The organism is Streptomyces sp. NPDC005863 (assembly GCF_042871345.1).
GTDB lineage: Bacteria > Actinomycetota > Actinomycetes > Streptomycetales > Streptomycetaceae > Streptomyces.
The window spans coordinates 159,098-178,221 of the sequence record NZ_JBIAII010000001.1; the positions used below are offsets into that span (position 1 = coordinate 159,098).

The 19,124-nt window shown below is 72.3% G+C and carries 16 protein-coding genes; 4 read left to right on the forward strand and 12 right to left on the reverse strand.

The window, feature by feature from the left end; all coding sequences use genetic code 11:
- Positions 1-152 precede the first annotated feature (152 nt).
- The 3 genes from smc to ACFYO9_RS00640 form a co-directional block, all read right to left on the reverse strand.
- The gene (smc, locus tag ACFYO9_RS00630; protein ID WP_358773950.1) at positions 153-3,713 is read right to left on the reverse strand and encodes a chromosome segregation protein SMC; all 3,561 of its coding nucleotides are present in this window, start codon (positions 3,711-3,713) and stop codon (positions 153-155) included.
- A gap of 275 nt (positions 3,714-3,988) precedes the next feature.
- Positions 3,989-4,192, reverse strand: coding sequence for a hypothetical protein (locus tag ACFYO9_RS00635; protein ID WP_098245029.1), 204 nt, complete (start codon positions 4,190-4,192; stop codon positions 3,989-3,991).
- Positions 4,193-4,594: 402 nt separating this feature from the next.
- Entirely contained in the window at positions 4,595-4,876 is a 282-nt protein-coding gene (locus ACFYO9_RS00640; protein WP_355811685.1) for an acylphosphatase, read from the reverse strand.
- A gap of 130 nt (positions 4,877-5,006) precedes the next feature.
- Between ACFYO9_RS00640 and ACFYO9_RS00645 the strand changes: the two genes are divergently transcribed.
- Together ACFYO9_RS00645 and ACFYO9_RS00650 are read left to right on the forward strand one after the other, a co-directional pair.
- Positions 5,007-5,897, forward strand: coding sequence for a CAP domain-containing protein (locus ACFYO9_RS00645; protein WP_358773952.1), 891 nt, complete (start codon positions 5,007-5,009; stop codon positions 5,895-5,897).
- 77 nt (positions 5,898-5,974) lie between these two features.
- Entirely contained in the window at positions 5,975-6,358 is a 384-nt protein-coding gene (locus ACFYO9_RS00650; RefSeq protein WP_358773954.1) for a helix-turn-helix domain-containing protein, read from the forward strand.
- On the opposite strand, the gene mutM is transcribed toward ACFYO9_RS00650, so the two are convergent.
- From mutM to ACFYO9_RS00695, 9 genes are all read right to left on the reverse strand, one after another.
- Entirely contained in the window at positions 6,331-7,191 is an 861-nt protein-coding gene (gene mutM / locus ACFYO9_RS00655; protein ID WP_355811676.1) for a bifunctional DNA-formamidopyrimidine glycosylase/DNA-(apurinic or apyrimidinic site) lyase, read from the reverse strand. The genes ACFYO9_RS00650 and mutM overlap by 28 nt on opposite strands.
- 118 nt (positions 7,192-7,309) lie before the next feature.
- The gene (gene rnc / locus ACFYO9_RS00660; RefSeq protein WP_355811673.1) at positions 7,310-8,128 is read right to left on the reverse strand and encodes a ribonuclease III; all 819 of its coding nucleotides are present in this window, start codon (positions 8,126-8,128) and stop codon (positions 7,310-7,312) included.
- Positions 8,129-8,135: 7 nt separating this feature from the next.
- On the reverse strand, positions 8,136-8,309 hold the full coding sequence (gene rpmF, locus ACFYO9_RS00665) for a 50S ribosomal protein L32 (RefSeq protein ID WP_026165248.1): 174 nt from the start codon (positions 8,307-8,309) through the stop codon (positions 8,136-8,138).
- Between the two features lie 2 nt (positions 8,310-8,311).
- A complete protein-coding gene (locus ACFYO9_RS00670; RefSeq protein ID WP_355812008.1) occupies positions 8,312-8,971 on the reverse strand; it encodes a YceD family protein in 660 nt (219 codons plus the stop codon).
- Positions 8,972-9,143: 172 nt separating this feature from the next.
- Positions 9,144-10,223: a cell division initiation protein gene (locus ACFYO9_RS00675; protein ID WP_358773956.1), complete on the reverse strand. Its 1,080-nt coding sequence runs from the start codon at positions 10,221-10,223 to the stop codon at positions 9,144-9,146.
- Positions 10,224-10,334: 111 nt separating this feature from the next.
- Positions 10,335-10,814 carry a pantetheine-phosphate adenylyltransferase gene (gene coaD, locus ACFYO9_RS00680; RefSeq protein WP_355812005.1) on the reverse strand — a complete coding sequence of 160 codons (480 nt, stop codon included), beginning with the start codon at positions 10,812-10,814 and terminating at the stop codon, positions 10,335-10,337.
- Between the two features lie 26 nt (positions 10,815-10,840).
- On the reverse strand, positions 10,841-11,434 hold the full coding sequence (gene rsmD / locus ACFYO9_RS00685; protein WP_355811667.1) for a 16S rRNA (guanine(966)-N(2))-methyltransferase RsmD: 594 nt from the start codon (positions 11,432-11,434) through the stop codon (positions 10,841-10,843).
- A gap of 53 nt (positions 11,435-11,487) precedes the next feature.
- Positions 11,488-13,719: an ATP-dependent DNA helicase RecG gene (gene recG, locus ACFYO9_RS00690; RefSeq protein ID WP_358773958.1), complete on the reverse strand. Its 2,232-nt coding sequence runs from the start codon at positions 13,717-13,719 to the stop codon at positions 11,488-11,490.
- Between the two features lie 62 nt (positions 13,720-13,781).
- Complete coding sequence (locus ACFYO9_RS00695) at positions 13,782-15,485, reverse strand: DAK2 domain-containing protein (RefSeq protein WP_358773960.1); 1,704 nt, start codon at positions 15,483-15,485, stop codon at positions 13,782-13,784.
- Between the two features lie 239 nt (positions 15,486-15,724).
- On the opposite strand from ACFYO9_RS00695, the gene rpmB reads away from it, so the two are divergent.
- Positions 15,725-15,910 (forward strand): 50S ribosomal protein L28, encoded by a 186-nt coding sequence (gene rpmB, locus ACFYO9_RS00700; RefSeq protein WP_016642993.1) that lies wholly within the window; start codon positions 15,725-15,727, stop codon positions 15,908-15,910.
- Between the two features lie 143 nt (positions 15,911-16,053).
- Positions 16,054-19,116: a BTAD domain-containing putative transcriptional regulator gene (locus ACFYO9_RS00705; protein WP_358773962.1), complete on the forward strand. Its 3,063-nt coding sequence runs from the start codon at positions 16,054-16,056 to the stop codon at positions 19,114-19,116.
- The last annotated feature ends 8 nt before the right edge of the window (positions 19,117-19,124 follow it).

A 19,124-nucleotide genomic window follows, 5' to 3' on the forward strand; every position in this document is an offset into this window, starting at 1 on the left:
GGCGCACAACTTCACGCCGCCCACCACCTGAAGGTAAAAGCAACGTTGCAGAGACTATGCCTTCAAGTTTCGAAGTCAATAGGGGGGCTGCTGTGAATTTATGAGCACTTTGAGGCTTCGCTCGTTCAAGTATTGAAGTGATCAAGAAAGGGCTAGCGCAGGCGCTGGCTGATCACCTTCGAGACGCCGTCCCCCTGCATCGAGACGCCGTACAACGCGTCGGCGACCTCCATCGTGCGCTTCTGGTGCGTGATCACGATGAGCTGCGAGGCCTCCTGCAGCTCCTGCATGATGCGGATGAGCCGCTGCAGGTTGGTGTCGTCGAGCGCCGCCTCGACCTCGTCCATCACGTAGAACGGACTGGGCCGCGCCTTGAAGATCGATACGAGCAGCGCCACGGCCGTCAGCGACCGCTCGCCGCCGGAGAGCAGGGAGAGCCGCTTGACCTTCTTGCCGGGCGGCCTGGCCTCGACGTCCACGCCGGTGGCCAGCATGTTGTCGGGGTCGGTCAGGATCAGCCGCCCCTCGCCGCCGGGGAAGAGCCGCGAGAAGACGCCCTCGAACTCGCGCGCCGTGTCGTGGTACGCCTCGGTGAAGACCTGCTCGACCCGTTCTTCGACCTCCTTGACCACCTGGAGGAGGTCGGTCCGGGTCTTCTTCAGGTCTTCGAGCTGCTCGCTCAGGAACTTGTGGCGTTCCTCCAGCGCCGCGAACTCCTCGAGGGCCAGCGGGTTCACCTTTCCGAGCTGCTGATACGCCCGTTCGGCGGACCTGAGCCGCTTCTCCTGCTCGGCACGGACGAACGGCACCGGCCTGTTGCGCGGGTCGTCGGGCGCGTCGGACCGCTCCTCGCCCTCGGCGGGGGGCGAGGGCGGCACGAGCTGATCCGGGCCGTAGTCGGCCACGAGCCCCGCCGGTTCCACACCGAGCTCCTCCAGTGCCTTGGCCTCCAGCTGCTCGATGCGCAGCCGCTTCTCGGCACCTAGTACCTCGCCGCGGTGAACTGAATCAGTCAATTTGTCGAGCTCGCCCTTGAGGTCCCGCCCCCGGCTCCGCTCGGCGACCAGATCCCGCTCCCGTACCTCCTTGGCCCGCTCGGCCGCGGTGCGCTCAGCATCGGCCCGTACGAGGGAGACCTCGACGTGCGCGAGCAGCTGGCGTCCGCCGGACGCGACGGCCTCGGCGACCGCCGCCTCGTGGCGCAGCCGCGCCCTGCGCTGCTCGGCACGCGCGCGTGCCTCGCGTTCGGCGCGGGCGGCGCGGTCGAGGGAGTCCGCGCGGCCGGCCAGCGCCTTGACCCGTTCCTCGTGCGTCCGCGCCTGCAGCCGGGCCTCCATCTCGGTCTGCCGGGCGTTGGCCCCGTCGGCGGCGAGCCGGTCGCGGACGGAGGTGTCGGGCTCCTCCTCTTCTCCGGCGGGGGACGCCTCCTCGGCGACGGCGAGCCGCTCGGCTAGCTCCTCGGCCTCCTCGACGGCCCGGTCCAGCGCGTCCTGCGCCCGGCCGGCGGCCGCCGTGCTGCGCTCGGCCTCCCCGGCGGCGCCCCGCGCCTGTCCGGCGAGCCGCCCCAACTGCTGGGCGACGGACGACTTCTCCCGGTCGGCGGCCCTGCGCCGCTCCCCCAACTCCTCGACGAGCGCGGCACGTTCCTTGCGCCGCTCCCCCGCACGCCGCTGCGCCTCGGCCAACTCCTCGCACTGCGCGGCGAGTTGCTCCAGCTCGGCGGCGGCCTCGTCGACGGAGGCCTGCACTTCGAGCAGGCTCGGGGCGCCCGCGGAGCCGCCCTGGGCGAAGTGCGCCCCGAGCAGGTCCCCTTCGGCGGTGACGGCCGTCAACTCCGGGTGCGCGTAGACCAGATCCTCGGCGTCCTCCAGCGTGCCCACGGCGACGATCCCGCGCAGCAACCGCCGCACGGCGGGCATCAGCTCCTCGGGGCCGCGCACGAGATCGGCGACGTGCGGCGGCCCCTCGGAACGCGGCGGCCGTACGTCGTCGGGGGCGCCGCCCAACAGCAGCGCCGCCCGGCCCGCGTCCTGTTTGCGCAGCAGCCGGATGGCCTCGGCGGCGGTGCTCGGACCGCTCACCGCGACGGCGTCGGCGCAGGCGCCGAGCGCGGCCGCGACCGGCACCTCGTATCCGGGCGCCACGGTGAGCAGCCCCGCTGCGGGCCCGAGCACCCCGGTGAGCTGCTCCCTGGCGGCGATCAGCGCGCCGGTGCCGTCCTTGCGCCGCAGCCCGAGGGCGAGGGCGTCGTGCCGGGCGGCGACGGCGGCCCGTCTGCGTTCGGCGGCGGTCGCCGCCTCGCGCGCCGCGGTGAGCGTGGCCTCGGCCTCGGCGAGTTCCCGCTTCGCCGCGTCGTGCCGCTCGCCGAGCTCCGCGTCGTCCGCGTCGAGCCCGTCGACCTCGGCCTTGAGCTGCTCGTACTCCTCCTGGGCGGTGACGGCGCGCTCGGCGGCCTCGTCCCGCGCCAAAGCGAGCCGGTCGATCTCCGCGCGGGCGGACGCCGCCCGTGAACGGGCCGCGTTGACCTGTCCGTGCAGCCGGGCGAGCCCTTCCCGCCGGTCGGCGATGGCCCGCGCCACGTCCTTGAGCCTGCGCTCCTCGACGGCCAGCTGCCGTTCGAGTTCGGCGCGGTGGGTGACAGTGTCGTCCAGGGCGTGCTCGGCGGCCTCCAGGGCGGCTTCGAGCTCGGCCTCCTGCTCGCGGATGCGGGCGGCCTCGCGCTCCATGTCCTCGGGCTCGCGCCCGCGCCGCTCCTCGACGGGGGCGGCGGTGGCGCTCTTGACCCGGGCGTCGGCCAGCGAGACGGTGCCGCGCACCCGCTCGGCGAGCTGGGAGAGTTCGTACCAGGTCTGCTGGGCGCGCCCCAGCCGCGGGGTGAGCCGGCGCACCTCCTCCTCCAGCTGCGCCTCGCGCTGCAGGGCGGCCTTCAGCTCGGCCTCGGCGCTCTCCTTGCGCTGCTTGAGCGCGGCCTCGTCGGCGACCTCCGCGTTCAGCGCGTCGCGCAGTCGCACGAGGTCGTCGGCGAGCAGTCGCAGGCGGACGTCGCGCAGGTCGGCCTGGATGACGGCGGCCCTGCGGGCCACGGCGGCCTGTCTGCCCAGCGGCTTGAGCTGGCGGCGCAGCTCGTCGGTGAGGTCCTGCACGCGCGCGAGATTGGCCTGCATCGCGTCGAGCTTGCGGAGCGCCTTCTCCTTGCGCTTGCGGTGCTTGAGGACGCCCGCGGCCTCTTCGATGAACGCGCGCCGCCCCATCGGGTCGGCGTGCAGCACGCCGTCGAGCTGGCCCTGTCCGACGATGACGTGCATCTCGCGGCCGATGCCGGAGTCGGAGAGCAGTTCCTGGATGTCGAGGAGGCGGCAGGTGTCGCCGTTGATCTGGTACTCGCTGCCGCCGTTGCGGAACATGATCCGCGTGATGGTGACCTCGGCGTACTCGATGGGCAGGGCGCCGTCGGAGTTGTCGATGGTGAGGGACACCTCGGCGCGGCCGAGCGGGGGCCGCCCGGTGGTGCCGGCGAAGATGACGTCCTCCATCTTGCCGCCGCGCAGCGACTTGGCGCCCTGCTCGCCCATGACCCAGCTGAGCGCGTCCACGACGTTGGACTTGCCGGAACCGTTGGGGCCGACGACGCAGGTGATGCCCGGTTCGAACTTCAGCGTGGTGGCCGACGCGAAGGATTTGAAACCGCGCAGGGTCAGGGCCTTGAGGTGCACGCCGTCGGACTCTACCTTCCCACCCGCCTCCCACCGCCACCCTTCCAGCGAGGCGCTGCGCGCCGCATCTCCTTCTCGCCGTTTCACCGATGAAGGTGCAGGGCACATCAGACGGTAAAGGAAGCGGCGTGGCGTACGGGGGAGCAAAGAAAGAAGGGACGCCGTAGCGTCCCTTGCAGATCTTGGAACAAGCGGCTGACACGGACAGCCTGACCGGTTGCTTACCAGGGCCACATGAGCCTATGACCCTGTGATGCGTCGTGATCGATGGATGGTCAGGTGAGCGCAGGCTCCGCCTGGGGTACGTCGATGCTCTCCAGGAGCGATTCGTGAGAAGCGGCAGCCGCGAGAGCGTCGTTCTCCGCCTGGATCCGAACGAGCTCGGATTCCAGGTCCTGGACGCGCTGCTGGAGCCGTCGCATCTCGGCGAGGAGTCGCGGGTCGCTGCCGCCGACGTAACCGAGAAGCGCCTTTGCCATGATGGATGGTCCTCCACAATGAGTGACCGACCGAAGCGGTGGTGGGTCGTGAGGGAATCGCACCCGCGGTGCTTGGCACTCATTGTTCTGCTGGATCGTACTGGCCGTTCTCACATGCCAAACAGCTAAGGTGCGCGGGGCTTCCAGAGTCTCACCAAAAAGTTTGACGGTCAACACGATCACGCCCCGTATTGGCGGGCGACCCGGGGGCGCGCGGCCCTGGAACGGGCGGCGCTGCTTCTCCTGCGGGGCCCTGGGGGCGTGGAGATCATCCTTACCTGCGGAGCCTGCCACGACAACCGGTTCTTGGCAACCACCAGGCTTTTTCTGCCTCAGGCAGTTGCCCGCGACACCGTTCCCGCCCCGTGGCGGCTCCGCCCGCGCACGTCCGTCCGGGTCACCTCACCGGATGGCGAACGTCTCGTATATGCCACGTGGTGTGTCCCAGATCTCGGTGACTCCGTCGACCCGCCCGGGTGTGTCGCCCTCGCGGAGCCAGTCGAGCAGGTTCTGGCAGCCGGCCCGGGGGCCCTCGGCGACGACCTGGACGCGGCCGTCCTCCAGATTGAGAGCAAAACCACTCAGGCCGCCGATCTCCAGGGCCTTGGCCCGCGTGAACCAGCGGAATCCCACGGCCTGCACGCGTCCGCGCACCCAGGCGGTGAGTCGTACGTCTTCGTTCATGGCTGCACGCTAACCGGCCAATTGCACAGTGAGCACTTCGTCCCCATGCGCCATCGCGTACAGTCCCGACTCGATGAGCCTCACTCATATGGGTGAGTCACGTTGATCGTCGAGGACGAAAGGCCAGGAGATGGGTCGCCACCGACGCTCCGGCGCTGGGCAGGCCGCCGCCACCCCGGAGAACCACCCGGGGACGGTGTCGCACCGCCGCAGGGGCCGCGTCCTCACCCCGGTCCGCACGGGCCTGCTCGGGGTCTCCGCCGCCGTCGCGATGGGCGCCGTCGCGGTCGCCGCGGGCGTGCTCCCCGGCGGCGACACCTATCAGCTGGGCGGCGGTGGCGACTCCGGCAAGGTGCGCTCCGCGGCCGCGCCGACCGAGGTGGACGGCCAGGGCGGGCGCGGCGGTGACGCCGGGCGCGCCGAGCCCTCGCCGAGCCGGGGCACCGACCGCTCCCCCGCGCCGAAGCCGAAGCCGACGCCGTCCAAGGCCGACCCGAAGCCGTCGAGGACGCCGTCCGAGAAGCCGTCGTCCCGGGCCTCGCAGTCGAAGGCCCCCAGGAAGTCGACGCCGGCCCCCGCCCGTACGCCCGAGGAGAAGCCGAAGGCTCCCCCGGTGAGCGCGCACGCCTCCGCGGGCTCCGACGAGGCCAAGGCGGAGGCCGAGGTGATCACCCTGGTCAACCAGGAGCGGGCCACGGCGGGCTGCCGGCCGGTGCAGGCGGACGACCGGCTCGCGGAGCTGGCCGGGGCCTTCAGCGCGGACATGGCCGCGCGCGACTTCTTCGACCACACCGACCCGGACGGCGCGACGCCGTGGGACCGCGCCGAGAAGGCCGGCATCGACAACCTCGGCGGCGAGAACATCGCCCGCGGGCAGGCCGACGCGCGGGCCGTCATGGACTCCTGGATGAACAGCCCCGGCCACCGCGCCAACATCCTCAACTGCGACTACAAGACCCTCGGCGTCGGCGCGCACTTCGCGCCGGGCGGCCCGTGGTGGACGCAGGACTTCGGCTTCTGACCCGGTCCACGGCTCCCGTGTGCCGTCCGGGGCAGCGCTCACTATTCGAAAGCGCTGTGCGCCCGTAAGGTTGCGGTATGGCAGAACCCTCCGACCTGGCGTACGACGTCTTCTCCCGGCAGTGCCCCTCGCGCGGCACCCTGGAGCACGTCACCGGACGCTGGGGAGCACTCACTCTCGGCGCGCTGTACGACAGCACGTTCCGCTTCAACGAACTGCGCCGCCGCGTCGACGGCGTCAGCGAGAAGATGCTCTCCCAGACCCTGCAGGCGCTGGAGCGCGACGGCCTGGTGCACCGCGACGCGCGGCCGACCAACCCGCCGCACGTGGAGTACCGCCTCACCCCACTGGGCCGTGAGGTCGCCGAGCGCCTCCTGGCCCTGATCCACTTCGTGGAGGGCCGGCAGGACGAGGTGCTCGCGGCCCGGGAGCGTTACGACGCGGTGCGCGGCGGCCGCTGACAGCGGGGGCAGAAGTAGCTGGACCGGTTCATCCAGGGGCGGCGGCGCATCGCGGTGCCGCAGCGGCGGCACGGCTCGTCCTCGCGGCCGTAGGCGTCCAGCGACCGCTCGAAGTAGCCGGACTCGCCGTTCACATTGACGTAGAGACTGTCGAAGCTGGTGCCGCCGACGGCGAGCGCCGCGTTCATCACGTCCCGTACGTGGCCGAGGAGTTCGGCCGTGCGCGGGCGCGTGAAGGTGCCGGTGGGCCGCTCGTAGTGCAGCCGCGCCCGCCAAAGGGCCTCGTCCGCGTAGATGTTGCCGACGCCGCTGATCAACGACTGGTCGAGCAGGGCGCGTTTGATCGTCGTACGGCGGGCGCGCAGCGCGCGGTGGAAGGCGTCGTCGTCGAACGCGTCGTCCAGCGGATCGCGGGCGATGTGCGCGATGACGTCCGGGAGCCCGTCGGCGGTGTTGTCGTGCAGCGAGAGCCCGCCGAAGGTGCGCTGGTCGACGAAGCGGAGCTCGGTGCCCTGCTCGTCCGCGAAGCGCACCCGGATCCTCAAGTGCTTCTCGTCCGGGGCCTCTTGGGGCTGGACCAGGAGCTGGCCGCTCATGCCCAGATGGGCCAGGACGGACTGCGCGGAGTCGGCGAGCGGCAGCCACAGATACTTGCCGCGCCGCTGGGCGAGCCCCATCCGGTGGCCGGTCAGCCGGGCCGCGAAGTCCTCGCCGCCCGCCACGTGCCGCCGTACCGCACGGGGATGCAGCACCCGCACCTCGTCGATGAGCCGGCCGCTGACCCAGCGCTCCAGTCCGCGCCGGACGACTTCGACTTCGGGCAGCTCGGGCATGTCCGCTCCGGGAGACGCAGGGGAAGGGGAGGCCGGCCCCGGGGGCCGGGGAATCGGGAAAGCACAGTGCCGACCACCCTCGTGAAGAGGGCGGCCGGCACCGAAGGATGGGCGGCCGTCAGGCCGAGGGGGTGTCGGCGATCCCCTCGGACTGCGCGGCAGCGGCGGCCTCGGCCGCCTTGATCCGCTCGTCCGCGGCGGCACGAATGGCGCGCCATGCGGACTCGGCGGCCTGCTGCTCCGCTTCCTTCTTGCTGCGGCCGGTGCCGGTGCCGTACGAGACGCCTCCGACGCGGGCGGCAGCAGTAAAGGTCTTCTCGTGGTCGGGGCCGCTCTCCGTGACGAGGTACTCGGGCACGCCGAGGCCCTCCGTCGCGGTGAGCTCCTGCAGACTGGTCTTCCAGTCCAGGCCCGCGCCCAGGTTCGAGGACTTTTCGATCAGCGGGTCGAAGAGCCGGTGCACCAGCTCACCCGCCGCGTCCAGACCCTGGTCCAGATAGACCGCGCCGATCACCGCTTCAAGGGTGTCGGCGAGGATGGATGCCTTGTCCCGGCCACCCGTGCCCTCTTCGCCCCGGCCGAGCCGGATGAAGGAGCCGAGTTCGAGGCCGCGACTGACCTCCGCCAGCGCACGCGAATTGACCACCGCGGCCCGCAACTTGGCCAACTGGCCTTCGGGCAGGTCGGGGTGGGTGCGGTAGAGCGTGTCCGTGACGACGAGACCGAGCACCGAGTCCCCGAGGAACTCGAGCCGCTCATTCGTCGGCAGACCGCCGTTCTCGTACGCGTACGAACGGTGGGTCAGCGCGCGCACCAGAAGGGCGGACTCGAGCTTGTACCCGAGCCGCCCTTCCAGAAGCGTGTGGGACGAGGCCGTTGTCTCCGCCAGTTTCTTGGCGTCTTCCGCCTTCTTGGGGCTAGACACGGTGCCTCTCACCAGCCGCTCAGACCTCGAGGACCTGGCGCTTGTTGTAGGTGCCGCAGCTCGGGCACGCGATGTGCTGCTGCTTGGGCTCCTGGCACCGCTCACACGAAACCAGGGTGGGGACCGCAGCCTTCCACTGCGACCGGCGGTGGCGCGTGTTGCTGCGCGACATCTTCCGCTTCGGAACAGCCACGGCTACTTCTCCTGCTTCTCGTCGACGCCCGCTTGTGCTTCGGCGCCGCTCATCTCGTCCTTCTCGCCGTCCTGGATGGTGCCAGCGAGTCCCTGCAAAGCCGCCCAACGGATGTCGACGGCGTCATGGTGGTGGTCCGGGTCGTCCGCGAGCCGTACCCCGCACTGGGAGCACAGGCCCGGACAGTCGTCCTGGCACACCGGCTGCATCGGCAGTGCGAGCACCACCGCATCACGCAGCACAGGCTCGAGGTCGAACATGCCGTCCTCGAGGTAGAGCCTGTCCTCGTCCTCCGGGGATTCCCCGGCGTCGTCGGCCGGTACCGCGGTGCGGCCCCGGTCGTCGGCGTCAGGGTACGAGAACATCTCCTGGAAGTCCGCGTCGAGCTCCAGCTCGAGCGGCTCCAGACACCTTACGCACTCCCCCTCGGCCGATGCACGGGCGGTGCCTGTGACGAGCACCCCTTCCATGACCGACTCGAGGCGGACCTCCAGCTGGACCGGGGCGCCCTGCGGCACTCCGATGACCCCTTCGATGCCGAAGGCGCTCGGCGGGCCGGGCGCCTCGATCTCGCGGGTCACCCGCTGCATGGCACCAGGACGCCGCCCCAGCTCGTGTGTGTCGAACACGAGGGGGTTTCGGTGGTCGAGGCGCGTGCTCAGGGTTTTTCCTGCTTTCGAATCCTGGGAGTTCAAGGGGGGCCACCGCACTGATGCCGCAGAACTGAGGCTTGGGTGGGCAGCCTGAGCCGCGGACGTATGCGCGACCGAAGAGCCAGGATACTTGACCTTCCGCTCTCGGCCCAATCCGGTCCGATGCGCCCCGGGTCCCGCGCTAACGCCCCTGCTCGTACGCCCGCAGCTGTTCGGCGCTGATCATGGTCGTGTCGAAGAGGCTGGTCTCGTCGAGCACGGCCGGCTGCGGCTGCCCGTGGTGCTGCCCGCCCTGGTGCGGATCCTGGTGCGGGTCCTGGTGCTGGGCGTGCTGCGGCTGCTGGTCGTAGCCCTGCTGCGGATAGCCGTACTGGTCGTGCTGCTGCTGGTAGCCGTACGGATCCTGCTGGCCGTACTGCTGCTGGTACGCGTACTGGTCCTGGTACCCGTACGGGTCGGGCTGCTGCTGCGGGGGCGCGTAGGGCTGCTGGGCCGGGATCGGCGGGGCCTGCGCGGGCTGCTGCGGTACGGGCTGCGCGGCGGGCGCGGGTCCCGCGAGGTCCGCGAGGTACTCGGCGTCGGTGGTGTGGCCCTGGGTGGTGGCGGCCTCGCCCAGGGTGCCGAGCTCGTCGGCGGGGGCCCGGCCGTGCAGGCTCTGGCGGCCCCGGCCGACGGCCTCCAGCGTCTTGGCGAGGACCGCCTCGAAGGCGCCGAGCTTGGCGTCCACGTACGCGTCGGCGTCGCGGCGCAGCGTCTCGGGGTCGTGGCTGCGCTCGGGGGCGTCCTCGTCCTCGTAGCCGTGCTCGTCGAGGCCTGGGCCGGTGCCGAGCAGCTTCTCGCGGCCGCGGCCCACCGAGCCGAGGGTCTTGGTGAGGACGACCTCGAAGTTGGCGAGCTTGCTGTCCACGTACTCGTCGGCCTCGCCGCGGACCTCCTCGGCGGCCTGGCGGGCCTCGGCGAGGATGCGGTCGGCCTCGCCCCGGGAGTTGCGGGCGACCTCCGTGTCGGAGATCAGGGAGCCACGCTCGGCGTGCGCGCTCTCGATGATCCGCTCCGCCTCTTGGCGGGCCTGCTCGACGAGCTGCTCGCGGCCGCCGATGAGCTCCTGGGCCTGCGCCAGGGAGCCCGGCAGGGCCTGGCGCACCTCTTCGAGCATCGAGAGCAGATCGGCGCGGTTGACCACGCACGAGGCCGACATGGGCATGGACCGGGCGCTGCCGACCGCCCGTACGATCTCGTCGATCTTCTTCTGCACGTCCACCGTGTGCTCGCCACTCTCTACAGCTGGTTGGGAGACGGACGGGACGACTGTAAGGCCGACGGGTGCCCGCCCGACACCGGGTGACGGGTCGTCAGTGGATCGGTGTGCGCGTCACTTCTTGCCCAGGCGTTCGACCAGGGCCTCGTGCACGAGGGGCGGCAGCAGGTGGGCGACGTCGCCGCCCCATGCCGCGACCTCCTTGACCAGCGAGGAGGAGAGGAAGCTGTAGGTGGGGTTGGTCGGCACGAAGAGGGTCTCGACGCCCGAGAGGCCGTTGTTCATCTGGGCCATCTGGAGTTCGTAGTCGAAGTCGCTGACCGCGCGCAGGCCCTTGACGATGGCCGGGATGTCGCGCTGCTTGCAGAAGTCGACGAGGAGGCCGTGGAAGGCCTCCACCTCGACGTTGCCGAAGTCGGCGGTCACCGCGCGGATCAGCTCGATCCGCTCGTCGATCTCGAAGAGGCCCTTCTTCGACTGATTGATCATCACCGCGACGTGCACCACGTCGTACAGCTTGGAGGCGCGGGCGATGATGTCGAGGTGTCCATTGGTGATGGGGTCGAAAGACCCCGGACATACGGCGCGGCGCAACGTGAGTCCCTCGCTCTCCGGTCCGGTCATGGCGCGACGCTTGAGTCGTCGCACGTAGAGGCGGCGCGACCGTACCAAAACGTCCCCTCGCCGTAGCGACGGGACCTGAGGGCTTCAAAACCCTCCGGCCAGCCGAATTCTCCGCCTCTTGTACTGCGTTCAACGGTGACGAGCGCGTCGTCCGTGAGCCAGCCCTCCGAGCGGAGTGTGAGCAGGATCTCCCGAAGATCGTCATCCCCGACGGCGTACGGCGGATCGAGGAAGACCAGGTCGTACGGGGTGGTGGGGGCCCCGCCGTGGACGATCTGGGCGGCTTTGCCCGCCCGGACCTCGGCGCCGGGCAGACCGACCGCCTTCACGTTCTCCCTGATGGTGCGCGCCGCTCTGGCGTCCGCCTCGACGAGCAGGGTGTGCGCGGCGCCGCGGGAGAGCGCCTCCAGGCCGACGGCTCCGGAGCCCGCGTAGAGGTCCAGGACGCGGGTGCCGTCGAGCGTGCCCTGGAGGGCCTGCCAGGTGGAGAAGAGGCCCTCGCGCGCGCGGTCGGACGTGGGGCGGGTGCCGTTGCCCGGCGGGACGGTCAGGCGGCGTCCGCCGGCGGTGCCGGCGATCACGCGGGTCATCTGATTCCTTCTGGCTGGACAGTGGTCGTTCCACGATATGGCGTACGGCGGCGTCAGCCCTTGTCGAGGTACTGCTCGCGCTCCGCGTCGAGCAGCGCGTCCAGTGCGGTGCGCAGGGCCGGCAGGCGCTCCAGCTCGGGGTCGTCGGCGACCACGGCGACGGCTTCCTCGCGGGCGGCGGCGATGATCTCCTCGTCCTCGATGACGGCGAGCATGCGCAGGCTGGAGCGGACGCCGGACTGGGCCTGCCCGAGGACGTCGCCCTCGCGGCGCTGCTCCAGGTCGATGCGGGAGAGCTCGAAGCCGTCGAGCGTCGAGGCGACGGCGCCGAGCCGGGCGCGGGCGGGGCTCGCCTCGGGCATGTCGGTGACCAGGAGGCAGAGGCCGGGGGCCGAGCCTCGGCCGACGCGGCCGCGCAGCTGGTGCAGCTGGGAGACGCCGAAGCGGTCGGCGTCCATGATCACCATGGCGGTGGCGTTCGGCACGTTCACCCCGACCTCGATGACCGTCGTGGCGACCAGGACCTGGGTCTCGCCTGCGGCGAAGCGACGCATCACCGCGTCCTTGTCGTCGGGCTGCATGCGGCCGTGCAGGACTTCCACCTTCAGGCCCCGCAGGGGGCCGTGCGCGAGCTGTTCTGCGACGTCGAGCACGGCGAGCGGCGGCCGCTTCTCGGCGGTGGCCTCTTCCTCCGCCTTGTCCTCAGCCTTGTCTTCGGCCGACTTCTTCTTGCCGGACTTCTTGGGCTCGTCCTCCCCGTCGCCGATGCGCGGGCAGACCACGTACGCCTGGTGGCCCTTCTCCACCTCCTCGCGCACCCGCTCCCACGCGCGGGCGAGGAAGTGCGGCTTGTCCTGGGCGGGGACGACGTGGCTGGCGATGGGTGAGCGGCCCGCCGGGAGCTGGTCCAGGACCGAGGTCTCCAGGTCGCCGAAGACGGTCATCGCGACCGTGCGCGGGATGGGGGTGGCCGTCATGACCAGGAGGTGCGGCGGCTGTTTGCCCTTGCCGCGCAGGGCGTCGCGCTGCTCGACGCCGAAGCGGTGCTGTTCGTCGACGACGACCAGGCCGAGGTCGTGGAACTGCACCTTGTCCTCGATCAGGGCGTGCGTGCCGATGACGATGCCGGCCTCACCGGTGACGAGGTCGAGCAGGGCCTGCCGGCGGGCGGCGACGCCCATGGAGCCGGTGAGCAGCGTGACCTTGGTGGCCTGCTCGGCGCCGCCCAGCATGCCGCCCTGGGCGAGCTCGCCCATCATCTCCACGATGGAGCGGTGGTGCTGCTGGGCGAGGACTTCGGTGGGCGCGAGCATGGCGGCCTGCCCACCCGCGTCGACCACGGCGAGCATGGCGCGCAGGGCGACCAGCGTCTTTCCCGATCCGACCTCCCCCTGAAGGAGGCGGTGCATCGGGTGTTCCGTCGCCAGGTCGGCGAAGATCTCCTTGGAGACCTTTTCCTGGCCCTCGGTGAGGGTGAACGGGAGCTTGGCGTCGAAGGCCTTGAGGAGGCCGTCCGCCTTGGGTCTGCGGGCCACGGCGGGCAGTTGCGCGTCCGCGTACCGCCGCCGGGCGAGGGCGACCTGGAGGACGAAGGCCTCGTCCCACTTCAGGCGGTCGCGGGCGGCGGCGATGTCGGCCTTCGAGTGCGGCCGGTGGATCTTGAGCAGGGCCTCGGTGAGCGGGACGAGGGCGCGGCCGTCGCGCAGGGCGGGCGGCAGCGGGTCCTCGGCCTCCTGGGCGCTGGGCAGCACCATGTCGACCGACTTGGCGATCTTCCAGGACTCCAGCTTGGCGGTGGCCGGGTAGATCGGCAGCAGGGCGCCGGCCCAGGAGCCGACGGCCTCGCCGACCTCGTCGCCCTCGGCGCGCAGCAGCTCGTACGCCGGGTGGGCCAGCTGCATCTTGCGGTTGAAGACCGACACCTTGCCGGCGAACATCGCGCGGGTGCCGGGCAGCAGGTCCTTGTGCGGCTTGTGGATGCCGCGGCCGAAGAAGACGAGCTGGAGCTGGCCGCTGCCGTCGGTGATGCTGACTTCCAGGCGCTGGCCCCGGCCGCCGTTGAACTTCAGGATGCGTGCGCTCGCGACCTGGGCGACCACCGTGACGTGCTCGTCGAGCGGGAGGTCGGCGAGGCGGGTGAGCTCGCCGCGCTCCGCGTACCGCCGGGGGTAGTGGTGCAGGAGGTCGCCGACCGTGTGCAGGCCGAGGTGCTCGGCCATCACCTTCGCGGTGGCGGGGCCGACCACTTTCTTCAGGGGTTCTTCGAGCGCGGGCACGAGATCCATTGCACACCACGCCACTGACAATCCGTGTGACGTCCCCCGGATCCGGGGCGCTGCCGACTTCGCTACTCGACGCCGATCAGCATCAGCTGGGACTGGCGGCCGCCGCGGTAGACCACGGTGTCGACGGCCAGGTACGTCTCGCGCACGTGCTTCTCCAGGTGCTCCGCGACGGTGTCGGGCACACGATCGCCGAGGACCAGCGTGACCATCTCGCCGCCCGCGGACAGCATCCGGTCGAGGACGGAGGCCGCGGTGCGGGCCACCTCGGAGCCGATCACGGCGACGTCGCCGTCGATCAGGCCGAGCACGTCGCCGGCCTGGCAGATGCCCGCCATGGTCCAGGACTGCCGCTCGGCGACGGCCAGTTCGCCGTACCGGGTCGCGCCGGCCGCCGAGGTCATGGCGACGACGTCCTCGTCGAAGCGCCGGTCCGGTTCGTGCACGGCGAGCGCCGCGATGCCCTGGACCGCGGAGCGGGTGGGGATCAGCGCGACCCGTACGCCCTCCGTGCGGGCCTGTTCCGCGGCGGCGGCCGCGGTGTGGCGCAGTTCGGCGTCGTTCGGCAGCAGGACGACCTCGCGGGCGTGCGCACGCCGGATCGCGTCCACGAGCTCGCCGCTGGCGGGCGGCTCTCCCACGCGCGCGTGCACGGTGGTCGCCCCGGCCTCTCCGTAGAGCTCGACGAGGCCCTCTCCGGGTACGACGGCGACGATGCCCCGCTGCGTGCGTTCCCGGGGCGGCTGCGCGGTGGTGTGGGCGTCGCCCGCCCCGAAGTGGGTGATCCGGATGCGGTGCGGGCGGCCCGCCTCCACGCCCGCCTCGACGGCCGCTCCCGCGTCGTCGACATGGACGTGGACGTTCCAGAGGCCGTCGCCGCCGACCACGACGAGTGAGTCGCCGAGCCGGTCGAGGCGGGCCCGCAGCCGGGTCACGGCGGCGTCGTCGGCTTCCAGGAGGTAGATCACCTCGAAGGCGGGGCCACCGGTCTCACCGGCCGGCTCGTCACACTCGACGGCGTCCGCGCGCGGGTCCGCGCCTATCTCGAGGGGCGCCTCCGCGCGTACGTGCGTTTCGCTCCTGCGGGTCACCGTCTCCCCGGAAAGGGCGCCCACGAGCGCGCCGAGGACCGCCACGAGCCCCCGGCCGCCGGCGTCCACGACCCCGGCGCGGCCGAGCACCGCCAGCTGTCCGGGCGTCGCGTCCAGGGCCGCGCAGGCCCCCTCGTACGCCGCCCTGGCCACCGCCCCGCAGTCGTCGGTGCCCTCGGCGGCGGTGGTGGCCGCATCGGCCGCGGCGGTGGCCACCGTCAGGACCGTGCCCTCCACGGGGTGGGCGACCGCCTGGTACGCCGACTCGGCGGCCCGGCGCAGCGCCCGCTCCAGGACCCGGCCGTCGGCGTGATCTGCCTCACCATCGACCCGGGGCGGGCCGTCCGGATCGCCCTCGGCGCCGCCGATGACCTGGGCCATCCCGCGCAGCAGCTGCGACAGGATGGTGCCGGAGTTGCCCCGGGCCCCCAGCAGCGCTCCATGCGCCATCGCGCGCACCGTCTCGGCGAGTGAGGGAAGGGCGGGCTCGTGGCCCGTGAACGCCGCGTCGACCGCCTGTGCGGCGGACTCCACTGTCAGATAGAGGTTCGTCCCGGTGTCCCCGTCGGCGACCGGATAGACGTTGATGGCGTCGATCTCCTCGCGGGCCCTGCCGAGGGCGTCCAGAGCCAGTCGGGACCAGGCGCGCACCGCGACCGCGTCGAGGTTCTGCGGCACCTGTTCGCCTCCTTGACCATCCGGAATGGACGCAGCGTAGACCCCGGATGAACACGGGCTCCGGGGCGGGGGCCCGGCCGTCCGTGGTAGTTTCGTTCTATCGAAGCAGTCGTTGTATGCTGCTCCGGTTGCCCGATACACATCGGGCCATTCCTCCTGGCAACGCCACTCCGATCATTGCACTGATCCCGGCATGCCGGGATTAACCGTAAGTGCATCTGAAGTCTTTGGAGTGACCCGTGGCTGCCAACTGCGACGTCTGCGGCAAGGGGCCGGGCTTCGGCAACAACATCTCGCACTCGCACCGCCGTACGCCCCGTCGCTGGAACCCGAACATCCAGCGTGTGCGTGCCGTGGTGAGCGGGACGCCGAAGCGCCTCAACGCCTGCACCTCGTGCATCAAGGCCGGCAAGGTCTCGCGCTGACGTCAGCGCGGCCACCTAGCTGGTTGCTGAAAAAGCCGGTCCCCTTCGGGGGGCCGGCTTTTTCGTCTGCCCACGCGCGGGCCGGCTTTTCGTCCGCCCACGCGCGGGCCGTGCCCGGCCGCCGTGCTGCCAGAATCTGACGGATGCGCTTCGGCATCCTCGGCCCGCTCGACGTCCGCGCCCCGGACGGCACCCCGCTGGACCCCGGCGGGCCGCGCCCCCGCGCGCTCCTCACCCTGCTGCTCCTGGACGCGGGGAGCACCGTCTCCGTACGGCGGCTGACCGACGGGCTCTACGGCGACGAGCCGCCCGCCGGCGCCGCGAACGCGCTGCAGTCCCAGATCTCCCGGCTGCGGGGGCGGCTCGGGCTCGCCGTCGAGGCCGGGCCGGGCGGCTACCGTCTCGCCGTCTCCCCCGACGCCGTGGACCTGTACCGCTTCGAGCGCCTGGCCCGCGCGGGACGCGAGGCGCTCGCCGGCGGGGATCCCGCGCGGGCCGCCGGTCTGCTGCGGGAGGCGCTCGGGCTGTGGCGCGGGCCCGCCCTCGCCGATCTGCCGGACGCCGGGTCCCTCCTGGTCCGGCTGGACGAGCTGCGTCTCGCGGCCGTGCAGGACCGCGTCGAGGCGGAGCTGGCGCTGGGCGGCGGCGCCGAGCTCGTGCCCGAGCTGCGCGGGCTGCTCGCCGAGCATCCGATCAGTGAGCGGCTGCATGGGCAGCTGATGCGGGCGCTGGTGGCGGCCGGCCGGCCCGCGGAGGCGCTCACCGCGTACGAGGAGGCGCGGCACGCCCTCGCGGACGCGCTCGGCGCCGAGCCCTCTCCTGAGCTCTCCGCGCTCCACCTGGAGCTGCTGAGGGGCCGCGAACCGGCCCCGCAGCGGGGTGTGCCCGCGCAGCTGACGCGGTTCGTGGGGCGGGACGAGGAGCTCGCGCGGATCGGCGCGCTGCTGGCCGATGAGCGCCTGGTCACCCTCACGGGCCCCGGCGGCGCGGGTAAGACGCGGCTCGCGGTCGAGGCGGTCCGGCCGCTGCCCGACGTCTGCTTCGTGGAGCTGGCGCCGCTCGACGACGGCTCCCGGGCGGCGCACGCGGTCCTCGCCGCGCTGGGCGTGCGCGACGGCTTCCACCCGCAGGGCGTCGACACGACGGAACGGCTGCTGTCCGTGCTGCGCGACCGAGAGGTGCTGCTCGTCCTGGACAACTGCGAGCACCTCGTGGACGACGCGGCGCGCGTCACCGGGCTGCTGCTCGCGGCCTGCCCGGGGGTGCGGATCCTCGCCACCAGCCGAGAGGGGCTCGGGATCACCGGGGAGGTGCTGTGGCCGGTGCCGCCGCTGGGCGCCGGGCCCGCCGCCCGGCTCTTCGCGGACCGGGCGGCCGCCGTACGGCCCGACAGGGCGCTCCCGCAGGACGAGCACACCCGGCGGCTGACCGAGGAGATCTGCGCGGCGCTCGACGGGCTGCCGCTCGCCATCGAGCTGGCCGCCGCCCGGCTGCGCACCCTCACCCTGGACGAGCTCGCCGCCCGCCTCGGCGACCGTTTCCGGCTGCTCTCGCGCGGGGACCGCACCAAGGCGCCCCGGCACCGCACGCTGCACGCGGTCGTGGAGTGGAGCTGGGAGCTGCTCGACGACGCGGAGCGGGAGCTGGCCCGGCGGCTGACCGTGTTCTCCGGAGGGGCCACCTGCGACGCCGTGGAGGCGGTCTGCGGGGTGCCGCACCCGGAGGACCTGCTCGCCTCCCTCGTGGAGAAGTCGTTCCTCGACGTGGTCGAGGGGCGCTACGCCATGTTGCGGACGATCCGCGCGTACTGCGCCCGGCAGCTCGCCGAGGCGAGCGAGGCGGACCGGCTGCGGGACGCGCACGCCGCGTACTTCCTGCGCCTGGCCGAGCGGGCCGAGCCGCGGCTGCGCGGCGGCGCACAACTGCCCTGGCTGGCCCGGCTCGACGCCGAGCAGCCGAACCTGGACGCCGCGCTGCGCCGGCTGACCCGCGCGGCCCCGCACGACGGGCTGCGCCTGATGGCCGCGCTCTCCTGGTTCTGGCGGCTGCGCGGGCGGTACGGGGAGCGGACCGTGCTCGCCGTCGACCTGCTGGCGGCGGTGGGCCCGAAGCCGCCGGAGGGCCTCGTCGAGGAGTATCTGCTCTGCCTGATCAACACCGTCGCGGGGGACGGCGCCGACCCCGCCGAACCGGGCCGTGTCGCCCGCGCGGACGGCCTGTTCGACACGCTCGTACGGCCGTTGCGGCGGCCCGTCCTCGTGGTGCTGTGGTCGATCGCGGGCGGTCCCGCGCGGGCCATGCGGGACGAGGTGCGGGCCCAGGTCGACGCGGATCCCTGGGGGGTGGCCCTTCTCGACCTCGGGCTGGGGTTCCAGGAGCTGTTCGCCGGCCGCGCGGACGCGTCCGAGGCCGCCTTCGCGCGAGCGCTCGCGGCCTTCCGGGTGACGGGTGACCGCTGGGGCATGGCCAACTGCCTGGATCCGCTGGCCATGTTCGCCGACTGGCGGGGCGACCGGGTACGGGCCCTGGAACTGCTCGACGAAGGCCTGGTGCGCGTAGGGGAGTTGGCGGCGCCCGAGGAGACGGCGGACCTGTTGCACCGACGTGCCACTGTTCTGCTGCACGGGGGCGACCTGGCGGGGGCGGCGGCCCACTACACGCGCTCCGCCGCCCTCGCCCGTTCCGTCGGCATCCCCGACAAGGTGGCGACCGCGCGGCGCGGGCTCGGTGACGTGGCCCGGCTCTCCGGCGAGACGGCACGCGCGCGCGTGCACTACGACGCGGCTCTTGAGGCGTGCGCCGCCAACTGGTTCAGCCGCGCGGAGCGGGTGCGGATACTGATCGGCCTCGGCCGCGCCGCGCTCGCCGAGTCCCGCGTACGGGAGGCGGCCGACTGGTTCGAGCAGGCCCGCGGGTCGGCCTGCGGCACCGGCGTACGGGCATCGGGGGCCGGCGCCCGCGTCTCGGACAGCGGTGAACTGGCGGAGGTGGCCGAGGCGTTGGCGTCCCTTGCCGTGACCGTGGACCCGGAGGAGGCAGCGCGGCTCCTGGGGGCCGCCCACGGGTTGCGCGGCCTTCTGATCGACGGTGACCCCGATGTCGTACCCGTCGAGGAAGCGGCCCGCGCACGGCTCTCCGCGGCGGCCTACGAGCAGGCCTTCGAGCAGGGGCGGAGCCTGCGGGCGGCGGCGGTCAGCGAACGGTAGGCGGGCGG